At 67.5% G+C, this 22,025-nt stretch carries 19 protein-coding genes; 9 read left to right on the top strand and 10 right to left on the bottom strand.

Annotated features, from left to right (window positions below; translation table 11 throughout):
• Position 1: 1 nt before the first annotated feature.
• Positions 2-1,384, bottom strand: a complete 1,383-nt coding sequence (locus ACWF4Z_RS15940; RefSeq protein WP_452243776.1) for an FAD-binding oxidoreductase — start codon at positions 1,382-1,384, stop codon at positions 2-4.
• A 470-nt stretch (positions 1,385-1,854) separates the two neighbouring features.
• On the opposite strand from ACWF4Z_RS15940, the gene ACWF4Z_RS15935 reads away from it, so the two are divergent.
• Genes ACWF4Z_RS15935 through ACWF4Z_RS15925 form a run of 3 tightly spaced genes read left to right on the top strand, consistent with a single transcriptional unit; the run spans position 1,855 to position 3,592 of the window.
• A complete protein-coding gene (locus ACWF4Z_RS15935) occupies positions 1,855-2,472 on the top strand; it encodes a hypothetical protein (RefSeq protein WP_452243775.1) in 618 nt (205 codons plus the stop codon).
• Positions 2,448-3,059 (top strand): DUF7168 domain-containing protein, encoded by a 612-nt coding sequence (locus ACWF4Z_RS15930; protein ID WP_452243774.1) that lies wholly within the window; start codon positions 2,448-2,450, stop codon positions 3,057-3,059. The genes ACWF4Z_RS15935 and ACWF4Z_RS15930 overlap by 25 nt, the downstream gene beginning before the upstream one ends.
• Positions 3,056-3,592 carry a dTDP-4-dehydrorhamnose 3,5-epimerase family protein gene (locus tag ACWF4Z_RS15925; protein WP_452243773.1) on the top strand — a complete coding sequence of 179 codons (537 nt, stop codon included), beginning with the start codon at positions 3,056-3,058 and terminating at the stop codon, positions 3,590-3,592. The genes ACWF4Z_RS15930 and ACWF4Z_RS15925 overlap by 4 nt, the downstream gene beginning before the upstream one ends.
• On the opposite strand, the gene ACWF4Z_RS15920 is transcribed toward ACWF4Z_RS15925, so the two are convergent.
• On the bottom strand, positions 3,573-4,211 hold the full coding sequence (locus ACWF4Z_RS15920; RefSeq protein WP_452243772.1) for a TetR/AcrR family transcriptional regulator: 639 nt from the start codon (positions 4,209-4,211) through the stop codon (positions 3,573-3,575). The two genes, ACWF4Z_RS15925 and ACWF4Z_RS15920, sit on opposite strands and share 20 nt — an antisense overlap.
• A gap of 163 nt (positions 4,212-4,374) precedes the next feature.
• On the opposite strand from ACWF4Z_RS15920, the gene ACWF4Z_RS15915 reads away from it, so the two are divergent.
• Positions 4,375-5,853, top strand: a complete 1,479-nt coding sequence (locus ACWF4Z_RS15915; protein ID WP_452243771.1) for an MFS transporter — start codon at positions 4,375-4,377, stop codon at positions 5,851-5,853.
• Positions 5,854-5,871: 18 nt separating this feature from the next.
• On the opposite strand, the gene ACWF4Z_RS15910 is transcribed toward ACWF4Z_RS15915, so the two are convergent.
• The 4 genes from ACWF4Z_RS15910 to ACWF4Z_RS15895 form a co-directional block, all read right to left on the bottom strand.
• Positions 5,872-6,852 carry a GNAT family N-acetyltransferase gene (locus ACWF4Z_RS15910; protein WP_452243770.1) on the bottom strand — a complete coding sequence of 327 codons (981 nt, stop codon included), beginning with the start codon at positions 6,850-6,852 and terminating at the stop codon, positions 5,872-5,874.
• Between the two features lie 41 nt (positions 6,853-6,893).
• Positions 6,894-7,925 carry an alpha/beta hydrolase gene (locus tag ACWF4Z_RS15905; protein ID WP_452243769.1) on the bottom strand — a complete coding sequence of 344 codons (1,032 nt, stop codon included), beginning with the start codon at positions 7,923-7,925 and terminating at the stop codon, positions 6,894-6,896.
• Positions 7,926-7,967: 42 nt separating this feature from the next.
• Positions 7,968-9,653: an arginine--tRNA ligase gene (gene argS, locus ACWF4Z_RS15900; RefSeq protein ID WP_452243768.1), complete on the bottom strand. Its 1,686-nt coding sequence runs from the start codon at positions 9,651-9,653 to the stop codon at positions 7,968-7,970.
• A gap of 120 nt (positions 9,654-9,773) precedes the next feature.
• Positions 9,774-11,876: a bifunctional glycosyltransferase/CDP-glycerol:glycerophosphate glycerophosphotransferase gene (locus tag ACWF4Z_RS15895; RefSeq protein WP_452243767.1), complete on the bottom strand. Its 2,103-nt coding sequence runs from the start codon at positions 11,874-11,876 to the stop codon at positions 9,774-9,776.
• Positions 11,877-11,900: 24 nt separating this feature from the next.
• Here ACWF4Z_RS15895 and ACWF4Z_RS15890 point away from each other — a divergent pair, with 24 nt between their 5' ends.
• Positions 11,901-12,680, top strand: a complete 780-nt coding sequence (locus ACWF4Z_RS15890) for a Fic family protein (RefSeq protein WP_452243766.1) — start codon at positions 11,901-11,903, stop codon at positions 12,678-12,680.
• 291 nt (positions 12,681-12,971) lie between these two features.
• On the opposite strand, the gene ACWF4Z_RS15885 is transcribed toward ACWF4Z_RS15890, so the two are convergent.
• Positions 12,972-13,784, bottom strand: a complete 813-nt coding sequence (locus ACWF4Z_RS15885; RefSeq protein ID WP_452243765.1) for an HAD family hydrolase — start codon at positions 13,782-13,784, stop codon at positions 12,972-12,974.
• A 544-nt stretch (positions 13,785-14,328) separates the two neighbouring features.
• On the opposite strand from ACWF4Z_RS15885, the gene ACWF4Z_RS15880 reads away from it, so the two are divergent.
• Together ACWF4Z_RS15880 and ACWF4Z_RS15875 are read left to right on the top strand one after the other, a co-directional pair.
• Positions 14,329-16,008, top strand: coding sequence for a chitinase (locus ACWF4Z_RS15880; RefSeq protein WP_452243764.1), 1,680 nt, complete (start codon positions 14,329-14,331; stop codon positions 16,006-16,008).
• Between the two features lie 2 nt (positions 16,009-16,010).
• Entirely contained in the window at positions 16,011-16,928 is a 918-nt protein-coding gene (locus ACWF4Z_RS15875) for a helix-turn-helix domain-containing protein (RefSeq protein WP_452243763.1), read from the top strand.
• A 2-nt stretch (positions 16,929-16,930) separates the two neighbouring features.
• Here ACWF4Z_RS15875 and ACWF4Z_RS15870 read toward each other — a convergent pair whose 3' ends face one another.
• Entirely contained in the window at positions 16,931-17,380 is a 450-nt protein-coding gene (locus ACWF4Z_RS15870) for an aminoacyl-tRNA deacylase (RefSeq protein WP_452243762.1), read from the bottom strand.
• 4 nt (positions 17,381-17,384) lie between these two features.
• A complete protein-coding gene (locus ACWF4Z_RS15865) occupies positions 17,385-18,608 on the bottom strand; it encodes an MFS transporter (protein WP_452243761.1) in 1,224 nt (407 codons plus the stop codon).
• Positions 18,609-18,679: 71 nt separating this feature from the next.
• Between ACWF4Z_RS15865 and ACWF4Z_RS15860 the strand changes: the two genes are divergently transcribed.
• Positions 18,680-19,567, top strand: coding sequence for a LysR family transcriptional regulator (locus ACWF4Z_RS15860; protein WP_452243760.1), 888 nt, complete (start codon positions 18,680-18,682; stop codon positions 19,565-19,567).
• A 79-nt stretch (positions 19,568-19,646) separates the two neighbouring features.
• Positions 19,647-20,405, top strand: coding sequence for a hypothetical protein (locus ACWF4Z_RS15855; protein WP_452243759.1), 759 nt, complete (start codon positions 19,647-19,649; stop codon positions 20,403-20,405).
• Between the two features lie 54 nt (positions 20,406-20,459).
• Here ACWF4Z_RS15855 and ACWF4Z_RS15850 read toward each other — a convergent pair whose 3' ends face one another.
• The gene (locus tag ACWF4Z_RS15850; RefSeq protein ID WP_452243758.1) at positions 20,460-22,004 is read right to left on the bottom strand and encodes a cellulose binding domain-containing protein; all 1,545 of its coding nucleotides are present in this window, start codon (positions 22,002-22,004) and stop codon (positions 20,460-20,462) included.
• Between the last annotated feature and the right edge of the window lie 21 nt (positions 22,005-22,025).

Genomic DNA, 22,025 nt, shown 5'->3' with positions numbered 1-22,025 from the left:
TTTAGGCCGGCTTGATGTTCTGGTTGCGGTGGAACACGTTGTCCGGGTCGTACTTGGACTTGACCAGCGCGAGCCGGTCGTACTTGTCGCCGTACGTGGCCCGGATCCGGTCGTCCTCGGCCTCGGTCATGCCGTTGACGTAGCTGCCGATACCGGCCGCGTGCGGCTGGATGGCCTCCCAGAAGCCCCGGACCCACTCGCGTTCACCGGGCAGAGCCTCCTGCACCGGAGCCTGACCGATCACGAACAGCGCATACCGGTCGGTCCGGCCGCCGCCGAACGCGGTCTCGTTCTCGTCGACTGCTGAGTAGGCGTGGTCGAGCCGGTACATCATCGCGACCGACATCAGCGACTTCTTCAGCGGCACCTGCTGCGTGATGACGTCGATGGCGCCATCGGTCAGCTCGTCGAGGTAGGTGCCCTTCTCGTAGGAGTAGTGACCCGCGGCGTTCGGCTCGTCGAGCGACTGCTGCAGGGCCACGTACGGCATCGGCGTACCGAACTCGAATACCGGCGGCAGGGCGGCGCGGATCTGGTCGATCACTGCCTTGTGCTCCTCGGCGGTGCCGAAGCCGACGACGACCAGGCCGTAGCCCGGCTGGAAGTGCAGCTCCGCGGGGACGAACGGCGCCGGCGGCGCGTTCAGGCAGGCGACCACCACGTTCTCGTCGGGCGAGAGCGTCGGGATCAGGTCCCGCGCCAGGCGCAGCACGTCGCCGCCCTGGTCCAGCCCCCAGAACAGGAGGTCGTAGTTGACCATCGGACCGGCCTCGTTCAGCCGGAACTCGAACTCCGTCACGACGCCGAAGTTGCCGCCACCGCCACGGACCGCCCAGAACAGCTCCGGGTTCTCGTCCTCGCTCGCGCGCAGGATGCTGCCGTCCGCGGTGACGATCTGGACCGACTCCAGGCTGTCGATGGTGAGCCCGAACTTGCGGGTCAGCCAGCCCATTCCGCCACCGAGGGTCAGGCCCCCGACACCGGTGTGGCTGATCAGTCCGGCCGGTACGGCGAGACCGTACTGCTGCGTGGCGCCGTCGAGATCGGCCAGCTTCGCGCCACCGCCGACCCGGGCGCGGCGCGTCTCCGGGTCGACCGTCACCTGGTTCAGCAGGCTGAGGTCGATCATCAGGCCGTCGTCGACCGACGACGCTCCGGACACGCTGTGCCCACCACCGCGGACGGCGATCTCCAGCCCCTGAGCCACGCCGTACCGCACCGCGGCCTGCACGTCCTCGGCGCTCCGCACTCGCGCGATCACGGCCGGGTGGCGGTCGTGCTCGGCGTTCCAGAGTTGGCGGGCCTCGTCGTACCCCTCGTCGGCCGGACCGAGCACGGACCCGGTCAAGGCCGCGCGGAAGTCGGCATCTGCTGTTTGTGTCATGGGTTCCCTCCCCGAAATGATGCTTTCAGGCTAGAGAGGCAGCCGGGGCGGAGCAGCGTCCTTTCGGGCAGACCTTAGCGCCGCAGGGTTTATCCGGCTCTCGTGACGGATGTGTGGGTCGATGCGGACAGCGCTTCGCGGCGACTGGTCCGTTTGCCGCCTTCGGCGGGTGAGCTGAGCCGATTTCATGGGTTGACCCATGAAATCGGGGGATGCGGACCCTGAATACGGGTGTGGAACCCCCGATATCAGTGGCAGACCCACGAATTTGAGTGGGCTACCCAGGAAATCGGGCCGGCGGTGGCCGGGGTGGGGTGGGCTGGTGGGGTGGTCTCGGCGGTGGCCTGCCTGGTGCGGGCGGTTCGGAAGCCGTACGCGATGAACCCACGCAGACCACACAAGCACCGTTTATCCACAGGTGGATCGACGGCCGTTTGGGTCGGCGCTGCGTGACTGTCAGACTCGTCCGCGTGAGTGACGACGAAATCCTGCGGTTGCTGCCGGTCGCGGCGACGATCGTCAGCCTGCGCAGCGATCGGGCCGATGCGGAGCTGGCGCGCCTCGGTGCGTACGACGAAGTCGACCAGGCGCAGGTGGATCGCGTCGTGCGGACGTTCCTCACGGGTCTGCTGCGGACCACCTGGGAGCGCGGCTGGTCCCCGGCCGACGTGGTCCAGCATGGTCGCCGCGAGTTGGATCCCGGCGTCGAGCCGCTGCTGCTCGCCCTGATCTCATCGGAGCACACGAGGTACGCCGCCGACACCATCGATCCCCGGTGGCTCGACCAGCTGGCCGATCTCGGCGTACCGCAGCCGTTCGCTGAGCTGGGCCTGACCGCGTGGGCCGCTGCTGCGCGCGTCGGTCGCTATCTCACGCTGCATCACGCCTTGGCCCTCGGCGGGTTCCTGCAGTCGTTGACGGTCCTGGCCAGGCTGTATCCCTTGCCGGGTGCGGCGGTTCGCGGCGAGCATCACGTCGTACCGGCGGACGGGAAGATGCTCGCGCGGATCCGGGCGCTGCTCGCGAAGGCCGAGGCGACGGAGTCCCGGAGGAGGCCGAAGCCTTGTCCGGCAAGGCCCAGGAGCTGATGGCGAAGTTCTCGCTCGACAGCGCGTTGGTCGAGGCCGAGGTGGAGATCCCGGACGACTCGGCCGGGCGTCGGATCTGGGTCGAGACGCCGTACGTCTCGGCCAAGGCGCAGCTGGTCGGCGCGGTCGCGACGGCCAACCGCTGTCGTACGGTCGTCATCGACAGCCTGGCCGTGGTCACGATCGTGGGGGCCGAGCTGGATCTCCAGCTCACGGAGATCCTCAGCACCTCCCTGCTGGTGCAGGCGAACCGGGCAATGCTTGCTGCAGGCAAGCACTTCGGTCATCGTGGTGAGTCGAGGACACGCTCGTTCCGGCAGTCGTTCCTGATGGCGTATGCGCAGCGGATCGGCGAGCGGTTGGAGGCGACGACGGCCGCGACTCAGGCAGCCGTGCCCGAAGCCGATGCGGACCGGCTGCTGCCGGTGCTCGCCAAACGCGAGGAACAGGTGGACGCCTTGTTCACCAAGTTGTTCCCGAACACGACGACCAAGCGCACGCGCATCACCAACGGTGCGGGTTGGGACGCCGGGCTGACGGCTGCCGACCAGGCGCAGCTCGACGCGCGTCGGCAGGTGCGCCGATGAAGACTCTCGAGACGACCACCCCTGGAGTGCTGCGGGTCTCGCTCGACGTTCAGCCGAACGAGGACGGGTGGTTCAAGGAGAACTTCCACCGCGCGAAGCTGGCGGATCTCGGCTTGGACGTCGTGCAGCACAACGTCGCCCACTTCGCCGAGGCGGGAATCCTGCGCGGGATCCACGCCGAGCCCTGGGACAAATACCTGTCGCCGTCGGCCGGTCGGGTGTTCGTGGCGCTCGTCGAGCTGCGTGACACCGACACCTTTGGTCAGGTCGAGACCTTCGAGCTCGGCGTGGAGGACGCGCTGTACGTGCCGCGCGGCGTCGGGAACTCGTTCTGCACGCTGACACCGCACACGATCTACAACTTCCTGGTGAACGAGTACTGGTCACCAGAGCGCGTCACGGTCGACCTCTTCGACCCGGAGTTGGCGATCGAGTGGCCGTTTGCCCGCGAGCGCCTGAGCTACACCGCGCGGGATGCGGGGAATCCGTCGCTGGCCGAAGCCAGGAACAGCCTCAGGACGCCGGGGGCCTGAGGCCACACAGGACGATGTCGAGCAGGCGGTGGGCCTGCTCGGGCTCGGTGTCGCGCCGCATCGTGATGCCGCCGACCAAGCGCAGGACGTCCTGCAGGTCCACCTCTTCGCGAACCCCTCCGACGGCCTTCGCGTTGTCCAGCAGGAGCTGGCCGGCGGACTGTACGTGGGTCCGGCAGGATTGGAAGAACGGCGAATCCTGACCGAGCGCCTCGGTCAGCTCGCTGGACAGGCTCTTCTTGGTCAGGCCGTAGCCGACGAAGCTGCGGAGCCAGGAGGCCAGTGCGTCGAACGGCTCGAGGTCCCGTGCGGCGTCGTACGCCCGGTCGCAGACGGATCGGATCTCGTCCACGTAGACGGCTTCCAGCAGCGCGGTGCGGCTGGGGAACCGCCGGTACAGCGTGCCGATACCGACACCCGCCCGGCGGGCGATCTCCTCCAGCGAGGCGTCCGTGCCGTGCTCGGCGAAGGTCTCGCGGGCCGCCGTCACCAGGAGGTCGTAGTTCCGGGCCGCGTCCGCACGGGTCGGCCGCGCCGACGGCAGCGGCGCCGTTGCTGCCTGTGCCGACGATGCCTGTGCCGACGGTGGGTGTGCCGCTGGCAGCGGTGCCGACGTCATCCCGGCCTCCTCACGGTCCGTCCCTCACTCTCCGTCACTGGGGTCCATCGGAAAGTTTCCCCGACAATATCGCTTGCTAAACCGGAGGGTGCCTCCGTATTGTATCTGGAGGCGGTCTCCGCTTTCCTCTCACAACTGTAGCCCCTCAGGGGTAAGGAGCACTATGTCGGCAACAGCCGCGGCGCCGGCCGGCGCCAACCCCGGAACGCCTGCTCGGCGGCCGGGGGTCATCCTTGCGGTCATCCTGGTCACGCAGTTGATGGTGATCCTCGACGGCACCGTGGTGAACATCGCGATGCCGCATATTCAGCAAGCCCTGCACTTCAGCCCGGCCAGCCTCTCCTGGGTGCAGAACGCCTACGCGCTCGCGTTCGGTGGTCTGCTCCTGCTGGGCGCCCGGGCCGGCGACCTGCTCGGTCGCCGCCGGGTCTTCATCACCGGTGTCAGCGTCTTCACGCTCGCCTCGCTGCTCGGCGGTCTCGCCCCCAGCGCCGAGCTCCTGCTCGCCGCCCGGGTTCTGCAAGGCATCGGCGGTGCCATCGCGGCGCCGGCGGCGCTGACCATGCTCATGCTCACCTACCGCGAAGGTCCGGAGCGGATGAAGGCGCTGGGCCTCTACAGCCTGGTGTCGTCCGGTGGCGGCAGCATCGGCCTGGTCCTCGGCGGCATGCTCACGGACTGGGCGTCGTGGCGCTGGGGTCTGTTCGTCAACGTCCCGATCGGTATCGGTCTGGCCATCGCGGCCCGGCGGGTACTGCCCGAGACCGAGCGGGAGACCGGCCGGTTCGACGTCGCCGGTGCGCTGACTTCCACGCTCGGCATCACCGCGCTCGTCTACGGTTTCATCCGCGTCGCCGAGGCCGGCTGGACGTCGGCCGAGGTGCTGGCCTCGTTCGCCGTCGGTGTGGTTCTGCTCGTCTCGTTCGTGCTGATCGAGCGCCGGGTCAGCCACCCGATCGTGCCGATGCGACTGTTCCGGTCGGCCCAGCGGTCGACGGCGTACCTGACCATGCTGTTGGTGATCGGGACGATGTTCGGGATGTTCTTCTTCCTGACCCAGTACCTGCAGGGTGTGCTCGAGCTCAGCCCGCTGGCCGCGGGTCTGGCGTTCCTGCCGCTGACCGGCCTGCTCTTCACCGCATCCCGGATCGTGCCCCGGCTGGTCGCGCGGATCGACGGGACGAAGTTCATGCTGGCCGGTTCGCTGCTGATCACGCTGGGCACGATCTGGCTGTCGCGATTGGATGCCCACAGCACCTATCTCGCGAACGTGGTCGGACCGCTGGTGCTGTTCGGCGCGGGCGCCGGGATGATCTTCATCCCGCTGGTCGGCCGAGCCATCTCCGGTGTCGCGCCCAGCGACGCAGGAGCGGCCTCGGGCATGGTGAACGTCGTTCAGCAGGTCGGTGGCGCACTGGGCCTCGGCATCCTGGTCACGGTCTTCGGCACGGCCAGCCGCAACTCCACCTCAACCATCCCGCGGCAGGTCCTGGTCGACGGCGTCCACGCCGCCTTCCTCGGAGCCATCGTGTACGCCGCGGTGACGCTGGCGATGATCGTCATCAGCGTCCGCCCGTGGAACTGGTTCCGCACCGAGCCGGAGCCCATCGAAGCGGTCGCCGTCGCCGAATCGCACGTGTGATGCTCACCTACACCCTGCCTACTTGATGGGCAGGGTGTAGGTGATCCATTTGCTGTGGGTGGCGAAGCCGAGGGATTCGTAGAGGCCTAGGGCGCCGGTGGGGTTGTCGGCGTCCACGCCGAGCGAGCTGGTTTGGTAACCGGCCGCTGCTGCCTCGGTGAGGACCTTCGCGATCGCGGCGCGGGCCAGGCCGCGGCCGCGGTACGTGCGGCGGCTTCCGACCTGGCCGATGTACAGCCCTCGCGTGCCAGTGGCCTTGGTGTCTGCTTCCCACTCGTAGCCCAGCACATAGGCCGCGATCGTCTCGCCGTGCAGGACGACGTACGACGATGCACCGCGGAACGCACGGGATCCGGTGAACCAGACCCGCCAGTCCTCCTCGTCACGCGGCGTGGAGCCCCAGTGATCCAGGAAGACCTCGTTGTGGGTCAGCCGGAGCGCTTCGTCCATCGACGGGTCGAACACCTTCAGCTCGAATCCGTCCGGCAGGGCGGCCGCGGGCACCGGCTGGTCCAGCGGGCGCTTCATGTCGAAGAAGTAGCGACTCTCGGTGAAGCCGAGACTCCGGAACAGCTGAATCGCGCCGGCATTCGTGCTGACCGTGCCGGAGCGCACCAAGCCGTCCACGTCCGGGTGCTTGGCCGCGTGCTCCTCGCCGGCTCGTTGGACCAGCCAGTGCAGGAGCGTCGTACCCAGGCCGCGTCGGCGCCACTCGGGATGAATGCAGCCCTCCGTGTGCACCCGGTCCACATCGACGACGTCCTCGGGCGCCTGGACCTTGCCGTAGCCGACCATGACTCCGTCGGCCCATAGACCGATGGTGTCGTGGACCGCGTCCAGGTGCGCGTCGCCCAACTCGTCGAGCAGGTCTTCGGCGCTGTAGTTCTCGCCCTCCTGATCGACCTTCTCGCGAGCGGCCAGCAGCTCCGCCCACGCCTCCGCGTCGCCCTTCTCGATCGGACGCGCGACGATCCCCTCAGGCCAATTCGTAGTCCCCATGCGGTGAAGGTACGGCGTCTCGGCGACTCACGGCATGCGAATTACCGCATCAGTTGTTCGGTGAGCCAGCGCACGGCCAGCGGGTAGCGGTACTCGATACCTCCGTGCTTGCCCTCGAAGAGCTCGAAATGTGCCCGATCGTCGGTCAGTCCGGCTTTCTGAGCGGCCTGGTGGAACGCAGTGGCGCCGAAGTCGAGGTAGTACTCGTCCTGCTTGCCCGCGTCGATCCAGACCGCACGCAGCGAGCGGAGTGCTTCGGCGTACTGCGGTTTCTTGACCATCTCGACCGGATCGAGGGCCAGCCAGCGCTCCCAGATCTCGGGGATCACCCGACCCAGTTCGTCGAACGGCAGCAGCACGGTGCCGTCGGGCTCCGCCGAGTACGCCGAGGCGTAGCCGTAGATCTCGAGCAGGTGCAGGTCGTCCATCGTGGTCCGGCCGGCCTTGCCGTCGAGGTACTCGAAGACCTTCTCCCAGCTACCGTCGAACTTGTCCCGCAGCGTCCGGGCCAGCACCACGAACCCGGGCTGATAGCAGAGCTCGAACGCCGCGTCACCCGCATGTGTCGCCAGCGCACCGAACACGTCCGGCCGCAGCAACGGCGTCACCATGGCTGTGTAACCGCCACTGGACTTGCCGGTGATGCCCCGGTGATCGCGGTCCGCGATGGTCCGGTACGTCGCGTCCACCCAGGGGACGATCTCGTCACACAGGTACGAGCTGTACTGGCCGGTGCCAGGCGAGTCGAGGCACTGACTCCCGCCGTACCGGGTCCATGAGTCCACGAACACCACGATCGCCGGCGGTGCGCCTTCCTCGGCGAACATCGCGTCCAGCAACTCCGGGAACGGCTGACGGAACGGCTGGCGGTTGAACCACATCCCGACGTGCCCGGTGTAGCCCATCGTGACGTAGATCGACGGGTAGCGCTGGTCGGAGTCGTCGTACCCGGGCGGCAGGTAGACGAGCACGGGCCGCTCGTGCGGGTCGCCCAGGGGGTTCCCGCGGAGCAACTCGCTCGGGTACGTCTTCTGCTCGAACCGTCCCACCAAGTCAGCCGACCACGGCAGCATGCGCGTCCTCCATCACATCGAGTTGGGTCACATCGAGTTGGGTCACATCGAGTTGGGGGCCTCGATTCCCAGCAGGCCGAGTCCATCCTGCAACACCTTGCGCGTTGCGGCGCAGAGGGCGAGTCGGCTGGATCTGGTCTGGCCGTCGCTGGTGAGGACCGGACACTGCTCGTAGAAGGTGGAGAGGGCGGAGGCGACCTCGTACAGATAGGTGCAGAGCCGGTGTGGTTGGAGGGTCTCCGCGACCTGCGTGACTGTGCCCGCGAACCCGGTGAGGAGCAGGGCCAACCGTTCCTCGGCCGGATCCTTGAGCTCGGTGATCTCACCGGCGGGCGCGTCGGCCTTGGCGAGGAGCCGGGTCAGCCGTGCGTGGGCGTACTGCAGATATGGGCCGGTGTTGCCGGTCATCGCGACCATCCGGTCCAGATCGAAGACGTAGTCGTTGCCCCGGTCGCTGGACAGGTCGGCGTACTTGACGGCGCCGATCCCGACCGCCCGCGCGGTCACCGACCGCTCGATGCCCTCGCGGCCCTCGAGCAACGCGTCCGCCCGCTCGACCGCGTCGTTGAGCAACGTGGTCAGCTTGACCGTGCCACCTTCCCTTGTTTTGAAAGGCTTTCCGTTCGGGCCGAGGACGGTGCCGAAAGGAACATGCTCGGCGGAGGTTGTCGGCGGCAACCATCCGGCGGCCCGTGCGAGAGTGAAGATCTGCTCGAAGTGCAGGGACTGCCGGTGGTCGACCACGTACACGATCCGGTCGGCGTGCAAGGTGGTCACCCGATGCCGGACCGCGGCGAGGTCGGTCGCGCTGTAGCCGAAACCGCCGTCGGATTTCCGCACGATCACCGGCAAGGGTGATCCGTCCCGGCCGAGGAATCCGGGCAGGAAGGCGCAGAGAGCACCGTCGGACTCGGTCAACAGACCCTGCGCCTGTAGCTCGTCGACAACCAAGGGGAGATCGGGGTTGTAGGCGCTCTCCCCGACAACGTCCGACCGCTGGAGGTTCGAGCCGAGCAGTGCGTAGACCTGCTCGAAGTCGTCCAGTGATACGTCGACCATCCGCCGCCAGATCACTCGGGTCTCTGGGTCACCCGACTGCAGCAGCACGACCCGTCTCCGGGAGAGATCGGCAAAGGTGCCGTCGGCATCGAAGTGCTTCCGGGCCCGCTCGTAGAGCAGCTGCAATCCCTGCAGATCGAGGGATTGCGCATCCAACTCCTCAAGCCGGAGTTGCTCGATCATCATGCCGTACTGCGTGCCCCAGTCGCCCACGTGATTCTGCCGGATGACGTCGTACCCTACGTAGCTCAGGACGTTGCAGAGCGCGTCCCCGATGACCGTGGATCTGAGGTGGCCGACGTGCATCTGCTTCGCGACGTTCGGCTGTGAGTAGTCGACGACGACCCGCTCGGCCCGCTTCTCGAAGGTCTCCGGCCGGTTCACCTCGGCCGCGAGCGTTGACGGCAGCAGGGTCAGGTTGATGAAGCCTAGGCCCGCGATCTCCGGCGTGGAGCAGATGTCGTCGACCCGCAGTTCCGCGACGAGGCGAACGGCGACCTCCCGCGGCGGCAGACCGAGAAGGTTGCCGAGCCGGAGCGCGAGGTTGGTCTGGTAGTGACCGAACTGGGGTTTCGTCGCCAACCGCAGCTCGGGATCGAGCGACTTGTCGAAGAGGGTTGTGACGGCAGCGGACAGTCTGGACGCGAGGACAGGGAGAACAGCGGACATGGTGAGGTCCTTACAGAAGAAGACGCGACTGGAACAGGCTGGGGTGTTCAGACAGTGCGTCGTCGTCGCAGGCCGGAGCGCACGCGCGAGGCGTGTGCGGCGTCCGGGCTGATCGACATGTCAGCCATTATGCATGAAGTACGGTGACGGCGCCGGTCGCCGGTCCGCCAGCGGCTCGATCGCCGGCACGTCGAGCTCACCCAGGATCACTCGCCGGACCACGCGTTCGGCCGCGCGACCGTCGTCGTACTCGCAGAACTTCTCCCGGTACAGATGCCGGTGCTTGGCCGCCTCGGGGGAGGCGAAAGCCCCGGTACGGAAGGCCGTTCGCAGTTCTGTCAGCGATCGTGCGACCAGCCCTGGAGAGAACCCGGCCACGTCGAAGTAGGTGTTGCGCTCCTGATCGCCGTCGATGAACAGCACGATCGGACGGTCCAGGTTCGCGTAGTCGAAGGTGATGGACGAGTAGTCCGAGATCAGCACGTCGGCCGCCAGCATCAGCTCCTCGTCCCGCGCGTGGTCCGAGGATCGCGGGCGGCTCACCACCCGGCAGTGCTCGCCGATCGCGGCTGCGAGCCGACCCGGGTCGAGGGCACGGGCTGCCGGTGCGTACAGGACGACCAGGTGCGAATCGTCGTACCCGAGCGACGTCCGGATCGCCCGGACGTCGTCGACGGTCGCGGTGAGCAGGCGGTCGTTGCGCGGGTAGCCGTACTCGAGCTCCTCGAAGTACGCCGGGTAGGTCCGCTCCCAGATCTCCGAGGAGTACCGGTTCGAGGAGAGGTTGAAGTCCCACCGGTCGACCAGGTGCATCAGCTCCTCGACGTCCAGCTCGTCGGCGGCCTCGGGGATCTCGCGCAGATCGATCCCCGTCGTCAGCACCGGCGTACCGTGCTGGGTCTGCAGGTGGATCTGGCCCTCCCGCTTGTCCAGCTCCTTCGGCCAGTTCATGTTGCTGATGAAGTACGTCGCCCGGCTCAGCAGCTTCTCGTACGCCGGAGACCCGGCGATCACGTACTCGACACCTTCCGGGATCGCGCTCTGGTAGTCGGCGTCGACCACCCAGACCCCGCGCAGATGCGGCGCCAGGTCGGCCGCCTTGGCGTAGATCGCGCGGGGGTTGCAGGCGAACTGCTTGAACCAGTATGACGAGTACGCCGCCAGGTTCGGGTCGAGTTTGCCGCGTCGTAGCAGCTTGCCGACGGTCTTGCGCGGACTCTGGACCTGCAGCATCCGCGCGCTGAGCTTGAGGGTCGAGTACGTCGCATAGTCGTCGTGGATCAGCAGCCAGCGTTTGAACCCGCGCGCGGTCCGGTCGGCCGTGTACCCGTCCGGCTTCCAGCGCTTCGCGAACGCGTGGGCCGCGTGGAAGAAGTCGGCCCGGTCGTCGGTGTCGATCCGCTCCGGCTTGGCCAGGACGGCGACGATGTGGTCCAGCGACCGGTCGAACGCGAACCGGCGCCAGCCGACGAGCTCCGGATCGGACTGGATGAAGGCGTGCACCTGGTCGTACTGATCGAAGATGTCCCACTGTCTACGGCCGCTGGTCGCGTGGATGTTGCCGCCGGTCCGGTGCTGCCGATAGTGGACGACCACGCGGTCGAGGGTCGCGATCCGCTCGGCGGTGAGCATGGTCGAGTAGGTCCAGGGCGCGTCCTCGTAGAAGCCCGCGGTGAACGCGAAGCCGTGCCGGGTGAGGAACTCGCGCCGGTAGGCCTTGTTCCAGACCACTTCGAGGAAGGTGAGGAAGATCGGCCGCTCCGCCGCGGTGAACACCCCCGCGCCCTCCCAGGCGAACGCCTCCCGCCGCTGGTTGCGGACCACGCGGCCGTCCCAGAAGATCCGCTCGTAGTCGAACATCACGATGTCCGGCCGGTTGGTGGCGTCGATCCGGTCCGCGAGCGCCTCCAGCGAGCCGGGCGTGTACTGGTCGTCGGCGTCCAGGAAGAGGACGTATTCGCCGCGGCACTCCTTCAGTCCCGCGTTCCGCGCCGGGCCGAGGCCGACGTTCTCCTCCAGGTGCAGCGCCCGGACCCGGGGGTCGGCGGCGGCGTATTCGTCCAGGATCCGGCCGGACCCGCCCAGGTCGGCGTCGTCGACCCCGATCACCTCGAAGTCGGTGAACGACTGGCTCAGCACCGAGTCCAGGCACGGCCGCAACCACGCCCGCGAGGCGTGGCAGGGAACCACGATGCTGAACTTGGGGACGGTACCGAGCGCCATACGACCTCATCCTAGGGTGCAGGCATGAGTACAGATGTGTTCGAGCCGTTGGCTGGGTTGGAAGGGGTCGGGTCGGCGGCCAGGGCGGCCCGGGACGCGGTCGACGTGCTGCTGCGCGACCGGGGCCTGCGCAAGGTCGGCTCGGACCTGACCGCCGAGGCGCTGCTGCGGGGTGCCCACGCGTCCGCGGCGCTGGCCGGCAGCCCGGCGACGCTCGATGAGGTACGGCGCGGAGCCGGCGACGGACTGGCCTCCGGCGCCGTCCGCATGACCGGTGAGCTGATGGCGCTCGCGCCGCGCGTGGACACGGCTCCGGTACAGGTGTGGACCAGACTGCACCAGTTGGCCGCGGCCGACCTGGGTCCCGACAACGAACTGGGCCACCTGCGGACCGGTGGGGAGCCGGTGCCCGACGACATCCCCGGCCTGCCGCCGGCACCGCCCGCGGACGAAATGTGGGAGCGGTTGAGCGCTCTCGCGCGCAGCCTGACCCGTCCAACCGCAGCACCGGGGCTGGTCGTCGCGGCCATTGTCCACGCCGAGCTGGCGGTGCTGCGCCCGTTCCCGCAGGCGAACGGACTCGTTGCCCGAGCCGCCGAACGCTGTCTATTAGTTGCCCGAGGCATCGATCCGGTCGGCGTCACGGTGCCGGAGGTCGGTCACTATGAGTTGGCAACGTCCTATCCGCCGGGGCTTCGTGACTACACAGCGCGAGGGTTGACCGGCGTTCGTGACTGGTTGCTGCGGTCGTGCGAAGTCGTGTCACTGGGTGCCGAACGATCGCCGCTCGCCCAGAGCCTGTGAAACCTCACGGGCCCCTGAACTGCCGCTGAACGTGCGACCGGCGTTCTCTCTCGAGAACGCCGGTCACTCGCGCGCCATCCTGGTTACCATGCGTGCACCTTGTTGCCGCCACAGGCTTTCGCCCGGGTCGCGCTGCCCGTTTGGGATGGGCTGGTCGCCGCGTGGGTGTCCTGGCTGCCGTGCAATCTCTACCGGACCCTGCGGTCCTTTGTTCTTCCTTTGTACTCCTGAAAACCCTTCCTGGGAAGGGGAAGCGAGGCCTTCATGGAGTTGAGAAGAATGAAGCAAGCTTCAGCTTTCGCGCCGGTTCTCGCGGCGTCGGGCGGCCAGGAAGACGGCCCACACGGCCAGCCCGGCGAGTGCTGCGGTCGCCACGGCGGGACGTCGTACGTGCCGTAGACGCGAGCGTTCGGACAGGCCGACCGGCTCGTTGAAGTCGAGGATCGGCCAGTCCCGCGTGATCGCCAGCCGGCGCAACGCCTTGTCGGGGTTGACGGCATACGGATGGCCGACCGCGGCAAGCATCGGCTCGTCGGTGATGGAATCCGAATAACCGTAGGACGTCGCGAGGTCGTAGCCCTCGGCCTCGGCCAGTTCGCGGATCGCCGTCGCCTTGTTCGGACCGTAGGCGTACTCGGCGATCACGCCCGTGTACTTGCCGTCGGCAACTATCATCCGGGTCGCGATCACCTTGTCCGCGCCGAGGATCGCGCCGATCGGCTCGACCACCTCGGCGCCCGAGGACGACACGATCACGACGTCGCGGCCGGCCGCGTGGTGCTGCTCGATCAGCTCGACGGCCTCGTCGTAGATCATCGGCCGGACGATGTGCTCGAGGGTGTCGGCCACGATCGACCGCACGGTCCGGACGTCCCAGCCGGTGCACATCGCCGAGATGTACTCGCGCATCCGCTCCATCTGGTCGTGGTCGGCGCCACCGAGGAGGTAGACGAACTGTGCGTACGCGCTCCGGAGCACGGTCCGCCGGTTGATCAGCCCGCCGGCGTAGAACGGCCGCGAGAACGCGAGCGTGCTGGAGCGCGCAATGATGGTCTTGTCCAGATCGAAGAAGGCGGCCGAACGGGCCGCGTCACGCTGCTCCATAAGGTCGAGGATAGGCAGCCGGGAGAAACGCCGAGGGACCCGGGCTTTTGCCTGGGCCGGTCTCCCGTTAGACTGGTGAGCAGTGTGACAGTGACACTGGTTGGGATCGCCGATTCGGCGGGCCTGACAGCTGGACAGCACGGATCAGATCCGCAACGGAACTGAGATGTGTGGGATCCGGACTCGGGGGGTACATACCCCCTGACAGTGGCAGACTGTCGCCTCCTGAACGGCCCCCGGCTCCTCCCCCCGAGCCCGTGGCCGAAGACGGCCCCCGGTCACCCCCCCGCCGGGGGCCGTCGCCTTTCCTCTTCCAGTCGAAGAGCCTCTTCCAGTCGAAGAGCCTCTTCCGGTCGAAGAGCCTCTTCCGGTCGAAGAGCCTCTTCCAGGTGGCGGGCCTCAGTACAGGTTGACCCCCCAGGTGCGTGTTTCCCTGGTCTCGCGTGTAAAGAGCTGTACATTTCTCAGCTTTCGTGAGCGTGAGAGCGTGCTCATTTTATGTAGGGTCTTGACAATGTAATTGAGTAGTCACATTTTGTAAGCCATGAAACCGCCTGCGTACCGCCCCCAGGCAGCGGTCATCACCAGCCTGCTCGTCGTTCTCATGGGTCTCCTGATCCCCGGTACCGCCTCCGCCGCCACCAACCTCGTCACGAACGCCGGCTTCGAGTCCGGCTCCACCTCCGGCTGGACCTGTGCGGCCGGGAGCGTGACCACCTCGGCACCGCATTCCGGCACGTACGCGCTCCAATCCAGCCCCAGTTCGAGTGATATTGGTCGCTGTTCTCAATCAATTCCGGTACAGCCCAATACTGCCTACACACTTTCCGCGTGGGTCAAAGGATCGAATGTTTATCTCGGCGTGGACGGTGGGGCCAGTACGTGGACCACGAGCACCGGGTGGAGCCAGCTGACTGTCCCGTTCACCTCGGGTGCGTCGGCCACGTCGGTCACGATCTACCTGCATGGCTGGTACGGGCTTCCGGCGTACCAGGCGGATGACGTCGTGCTGGACGGGCCCGGTGGGACCGCGGACACCACTCCGCCCTCGACTCCGGGTGGTCTGACCGTTGGAAGCCCGACGTCGAGCTCGCTGCAGCTCAACTGGTCCGCCGCGTCGGATGCGAACGGCATCGACCACTACGACGTCGTACGAGGCACAGCGGCCGCGCAGAGCGTAGGCAACGTCACCAACTGGACGGCCACCGGTCTGAGCCCGAGTACGACGTACTCCTTCAAGGTGCGGGCCTGTGACCCCAGCGGCAACTGCTCGGCGTACGGCGCGACCGTTTCGGGCACTACCTCCGCCGGGCAGACCGATCCGCCGCCCAGCTCACTGCCGAAGCACGTGCTCACGGGCTACTGGCAGAACTTCAACAACGGCGCGACTGTGCAGCGCATCTCCGACGTCCAGGCTGCATACGACCTGATCGCGGTCGCTTTCGCCGACACCGACGCGTCCCGTCCGGGTGGCATCACCTTCAACCTCGACAGCGCCGGACTGGGCGGATACACCGTGGCCCAGTTCAAGGCCGACATCGCCGCCAAGCATGCGGCCGGCAAGAAGGTCATCCTGTCGGTCGGCGGCCAGAACGGCACCGTGTCCGTCACCAACGCCACGGCCGCGACCAACTTCGCGAGTACGGCGCTCTCGCTGCTGCGCGAGTACGGGTTCGACGGGATCGACATCGACCTGGAGAACGGCGTCAACGCCCAGTACATGGGTCAGGCGCTGCGCAGTCTGCAGAGCCAGTTCGGCAGCGGACTGATCATCACGATGGCACCGCAGACGATCGACATGCAGGCCACGTCGTTCGAGTACTTCAAGCTCGCGATCGCGATCAAGGACATCCTGACCATCGTCAACGTGCAGTACTACAACTCCGGCTCGATGAACGGCTGCGACGGACAGGTGTACTCGCAAGGCTCGGTCGACTTCATCACCGCGCAGGCCTGCATCATGCTGCAGAACGGACTGCGGCCGGATCAGGTCGGCCTCGGCCTGCCGGCGTCGAGCCAGGCTGCCGGCAGCGGCTACGTCTCGCCGACGGTCGTCAACAACGCGCTGGACTGCCTGACCAAGGGCACCGGCTGTGGCAACTACAGGCCGAGCAGCCCGTGGCCGTCACTGCGCGGTGCGATGACCTGGTCGACCAACTGGGACGCGCTGAACGGCAGTGCGTTCGCCAACCAGGTCGGGGCTCACGTTCACTCCCTACCCTGATCATGCACAGTTATCGACCGGCTCCGGTGCTGGAGGCGCTCGGTGTCTGCTCGGAGGACGAGCAGCTCTACCGGGCGCTTCTGGCCCGCCCGGAGTCCACAGCGACCGACCTGGCCAGGGACGCCGGCTGGCCGGCCACCCGGGTCGGCCGGCACCTGCGGTCCTTGCTGATCCTCGGATTGGCTTCCCGCATCCCGGGCCGACCGGCCCGGTACGTGCCTGCGGTACCCGAGGCGGCAGTCGAACTGCTGGCGCTGCGCAAGCAGGCAGCCATCGTCGAAGCCAGAGTCGGCGCCTCCGTGCTGGCTGCGGAGTTCAGGGCGCGGCATGACGCGTTCACGGTGATCCGTGGCGCTGAGGCGGTCTCTCAGCGGTTCTACCAGGCGCAGCAGTGCGCGCAGGACGAGGTGCTCGTCCTGGACCGGCCGCCGTACGCCGTGGCGCCGATCGAGGCTCGCCGGGCGCATGGCGTCTCGTACCGGACGATCTTCGACCTAGCGTCGTTGTCCGAGCCGAGTGACCTCGTGGCGGCCCGATCCGCGGGTTGCCGGATGCTGCGCGACGTACCGCTCAAGATGATGGTCGTCGACCGCCGCATGGGGCTGTTGCCGACCAGCCACGACGCGATCTTCGAGATCGGTCCGTCCAGCCTGCTGGACGGTCTGCTCCGGCTGTTCGACCTGCTCTGGAGTCAGGCCAGTCCGCTGTCGCCATCGGGCGCGGACGGGCCGCTGACTTTCGAGGATCAGCAACTGCTGTCGCTGGCGGCTGCAGGTCTGACGGACCAGGCCATTGCCCGTCGACTCGGAGTCGCCCAACGCACCGTCGAGCGCCGGATGCAGCGCATCCTGAAGGCTCTCGACGCCACCACCCGCTTTCAAGCCGGCCTGCGGGCAGGACAGCGAGGGCTACTTGGGTAGCTCTATTCGGTGACGTCGGCCACCGTGGCGTTGAGGGCCTTGGCCAGTGCCTCGGCGTTCACGGTGATGCCGACCCCGTGGTCGCCACCGCCGATGGAGATGTCGCCGGTGATCCGGTCGTCGGCGACGACCGGCCACGCGTGCGTGCTGCCGAGCGGTGTGATCGTGCCGCGCACGTAACCGGTCACGTCGAACGCCGTGTCCTTGTCCGGCATCGAGATCCGGTTGACCCCGAGCAGGGCGCGCAGCTTCGGCCAGGCGATCTCGCGGTCACCAGGGACCAGGACGAACCGGTAGTCGTCGTCGGACAGCCGGACCACGATCGTTTTGATCAGCTTGGCCGGCTCGATGCCTCGGGCCGCCGCAGCCTCTTCCAGCGAGTTCACCCGGCCGTGCCGAGTCACCTCGTAGGTGAGACCCAACTGGTCGGCTGCATCGGTCGCTTTGGTCACCTGATCAGTTTGACACCTTGATCGGCACGCGCCGGAGCAGGACTGCGAGCACGAGCGTGACGAAGAAGAGTCCTCCGGCTTCCAGCGCCACTCCGGTCCAGCCTGCGTGACTCCACGCCGTACCCGCTAGGCCTCCGAAGACCGATGAGCCCAGGTAGAAGGAGAACAGGTAGAGGCTGGATGCCTGGCCCGTGCCACCACCACTGCGATGGGCTCGGGCCGGGACCCAGCCGCTGGCGACGCCGTGGACCGCGAAGAAGCCGGCGGTCATGACTGCGAGGCCGAGGATGATGAGGGGGAGCGGCGCGGCCAGAGTGATGGCGACACCGGCCAGAGTGATCAGAACGCCGATCGGAACGACTGCGCGACGACCGAAGCGGTCGGCCAGCGTCCCGGCCGTGGCTGAGCCTGCGGAGCCGAGTAGATAGACACAGAACACCAGTCCGGCGGCTCCGGCGCTCAGGTGGTACGGCACTCCGGACAGTCGGAAGACTGCTCCGTTGTAGACCGCGACAAACGCGCCCACCGCTGTCGCTGCGATCCCGTAGAGCGCCAGGAGCGCCGGGTCCTTCAGTACTTGACCTGTCTGTTTCAGGAGGTCGCGTGGGCTGGCTGAGCTTGGACGGAAGTTGCGGGAGGCGGGGAGAAGTAGCCAGACCACAGCGGCGCAGAGGACGCCGACCACCGCGATACCGCCGAGTGCGACGCGCCACCCGCCCAAGTCGGCCAGCCCACCGGCGATGAGACGACCGGCCATGCCGCCCACCGCCGTACCCGCGATGTAGAGGCCGCTGGCTCGTGCGTGGCTGTCGGTGTGGACCTCTTCGCGCAGGTAGGCCATGGCGACCGCGGGGAGCCCGGCCATCGCGACACCCTGCAGGCCACGGAGCAGGAGCAGGCTGTGCCAGGTCGGGGCGACCGCAGTGAGCAGTGCGAAGCCTGAGGTCGCTGCCACCGACCACCGCATCAGATTGGTACGGCCGATCACCTCGGAGGCCGGACCGGCGATCAGGAGCGCGATACCGAGGCCGAGGGTGGCGATGGATACGGAGAACGCGCTCTGGCTGGGTGAGACGTGGAAGGCGTCGACCAGGTCAGGCAGCAACGGCTGGGTGCTGTAGAGGAGGGCGAACGTCGCCAGGCCGGCCGCGAAGAGGGCGATGGAGAGCCGGCGGTATTCCGGATCGCCGGGCAGGTACCCCGGCTCGAGGGCGACAGCCTTGTGCATGTCTTCGACGGTCGCACAGCTTGTGTGATACGTAAAATGTCGATCTCAGCAGTAATCGATACACTTTTCGCATGCATGTCGAGGATCTGCGCTGGTTCGCCGTACTCGCCGAGACCGAGCACCTGACCGAAGCGGCCGCGGCTCTGGGCACGAGCCAGCCGAACCTGTCCAGGGCGCTGCGGCGGGTGGAGAGTGCGTTCGGGGTGCAGTTGTTCGAGCGGGAGCATCGCGGCGTCCGGCTCAATCCGTACGGGCGGCTCGTGCTGGAGGCTGCTCGCGCCGGAACGGCGGCCGTCGACCTCGCGCAGCAGCGGATCGACGCACTGCTCGATCCGGACTCAGGGACGGTCCGGCTCGGATTCCTGCATTCGTCCGCGACCACGCTGGTGCCGGACCTGCTGAAGGCGTTCCGTGAGGTGGCGCCGAGCGTCCGGTTCGCGCTACGGCAGGAGGCAGGTCACGACATCGTCCAAGACCTCGAGAGTGGCGAGGTCGAGATCGGCATCGTCGCACCGCGGCCGGACCCGGACGAGTATGGCTGGCACCTGCTCGAGCAGCAGCGGTTGTGCCTGCACGTCCCGCCCGGCCATCCGCTCGCGACGCGGCGTCGGGTGGAGCTGGCCGCGGTGGCGGACGAGCCGTTCATCGGGCTGCGTCCCGGGTTCGGCTTCCGGCGGATCAGTGACGAGCTGTGCCGGGCTGCCGGCTTCACGCCGCAGTTGGCCTTCGAGGCGACCGACCTCGCGACCATCGACAGTCTGGTCGGGGCTGGGCTCGGAGTGGCCGTGTTGCCGGCCGGCGCCGTTCGCGGGAACGACAGTGGCGCGGTGTCGATCCCGCTGGCCGGTGTGCAGGCGCGGCGTGAGCTGGGGATGGCGTGGCGGCTGCGGACCCGGCTGACACCGGCGGCCGAGCGGTTCCGGAGCTTCGTGAGATCGAGGCCCGTGACGTCGTCTTGATCCCACTTTCGTAGCGTTCGTCCCAATTTGCCTGGTGTCGACTTGCAGTCAGGGGCATTTCCCCCGCACTCTTTCCTCCGTGAGGAAGCGTCTCAGTTCGTTCCGGCCGAGTCGGCGCATGCTGTTCGCCGCGGGCACCGCCGCCGCGGCGTCGACAGTCGCGTCGGCGGCTTCTGCCTCGGCCGAGGCGTTCGCCGGGATGACCTCGATGGGTGGCTACGGATCCGGCACGCTGAGCGCCTGGGAACTGCTCGGGTGTGCGATCTCCCCCGAGGCGCAGATCCGCAAGACCCGCGAGACCGACGGCGTCTTCATGTTCGGGGACAGCATCGGCGTGCAGGACGGGCCGGCGCTGGCTCGGCAGCTGACACAGCTCGGTATCAACGTCGCCGTACACAACTGGGCGGGACGTCCGGTGACGCCCGCGGTCGACGCCCTGGACACCTGGGCGCAGCAGTACGGGCTGCCGCACCGGATCCTGATGTCGGTTGGGTCCAATGACATCTTCACGCCGCCGGCCGTGGCCGCACAGGTCGATCGGACCATGCAGATCGTCGGTGACGAGCGGACCGTCTACTGGGTGAACGTGCAGGCGGCCCGGACTGCCTTCGGCCCTGAGGTGCAGGTGTCGGACCAGCGCAACAGTGCCTGGATCAACCTGCAGCTGGCGAACGCCCAGCGCCGCTACGACAACCTGCGGATCGTGCCGTGGGCCGAGCACCTGGCCTCCAAGCCGAACCGCTTGGGCAGCCTGCTCCGCGACGGCCTGCACCCCTCGGTCCCGCTCGGGCAGAACGCCCGCAACACTCTGATCATCGGCGCGATCAAGGCCGGCTGAGTACGGCCGACTACGGCGTCGCGCGGGAGGCTCCCGTGCGACGCCGTACTGCTGTCAGAACCCTGCGGTGATGCGGGTGAAGTCCCAGTCGCCCTGCGCGATGCCGCTGCAGTTGGAGACCACACCGCCGCCGGCGCAGCCGCGGTCGCGGTTGACCGACCAGAACGCCAGCCGGCCGAGGCCGTTGGTCTTGGCCCAGTTGGTGATGTTCTGCCAGGTCGCCGTACTGGTCAGCTCCTGCTGGTCGGACAGACCGTTCATGCCAGAGATGCCCTGGTGGGCGTAGGCCTGAGCGGTGGTCCAGCCGAACGTCGCCTTGAGCTTGTTGTTCAGGCCCGTGGAGGCGCCGACGGTGTCGTTGTAGATGTTCGAGCTACCGAAGTCGAACGGCATCAGCGTGAAGATGTCGATGTTCGCGCCGAGTGCCTTGGACTGGTCGATCAGCCGGTTCCCGTAGTACGTCGGACCGGTCGTCGAGGTGCCGAACGTGACGATCGTCTGGATGCCGGGGTTGTTCTGCTTGACGATCTTGAGCGCGTTCAGGATCCGGTCCTGGACCGCCTCGTTCTCGAACTCGTCGGAGTTCTCGATGTCGATGTCGATCGCCTTCAGGCTGTAGGCGTTGATGACCTGCTGGTACGCCCCGGCCAGTGCTTCCGGCGTACTGCAGTTCGGGCCGAGTTTGTTGCCGCTCCAGCCACCGAACGACGGTACGACGTCTCCGCCGGCCGCACGGATCTGGCTGATCGCGGTGGCGTCGGTACCACCTTGGAGCGGCCGAGTGCTGTCCCAGGCCGGGCTGCAGCCGCCGCCGGACAGGACGAACGCCATGGTGAACCACTTGATTCCGGTCGCGCTCATCACGCTCGAAATGTTCGGCGGGTCACCCCAGCCCATGTAGAGGTACGGCGCGGCAGTCTTGGAGGCGTTGCCGCCGCCACCGCCCGTGCCGGTCGTGACCGAAGCGGTGTTGCTCTTCGGGCCCTCACCCGTGCCGTTGGAGCCGCTGACCTGATAGCTGTACGTCGTGGTAGCGGCCAGGCCGGAGTCCGTGTACGACGTACCGCTCGAGGTCCCGACCTTCGTGCCGTTGCGGTAGATGTTGTAGCTGGTCGCACCGGAGGCGGCGGACCAACTGAGGTTCACCGAGGTGCCGGACGCCGTACCCGACAGACCCGAGGGCGCGCCGGGGACTGTGCCGCCACCGCCGCCTGTGCAGGATCCGCCGTTCAGCCGGCAGGCAGCGGGGCCGGGGAAGTTCCCGGGGCTGCCGTTGAAGCCGAAGCTGACCGAGGCGCCCGGTGCGAGCGGTCCGGCCCAGCTGGGCGGGGTGAAGGTGTGCGTCTGGCCACTGCTGGTGTGGGTGGCGTCCCACGTGCTGGTGACGGTGTAGCCGGACGGGAAGTCCAGTGCGACCGACCAGGTGCTCAATGAACTGGTGGTGCCGTTCGTGACGGTCACCTTGCCTTCGAAGCCAGTACCCCAGTCAGACACCTTCGTGAAGGCTGCGGTGACGCCGGCGGCGCTCGCGGTCTGTGCGGTCAGCAAGGCGATGACCACCGCGGTGATGGCTGCTATAGCCAAAGAGATGCGTTTCATGATGCTCCGATCCGTGGGCGG

The organism is Kribbella sp. NPDC055071 (assembly GCF_053608045.1).
This window is presented reverse-complemented; position numbering and strand designations above follow the sequence as displayed.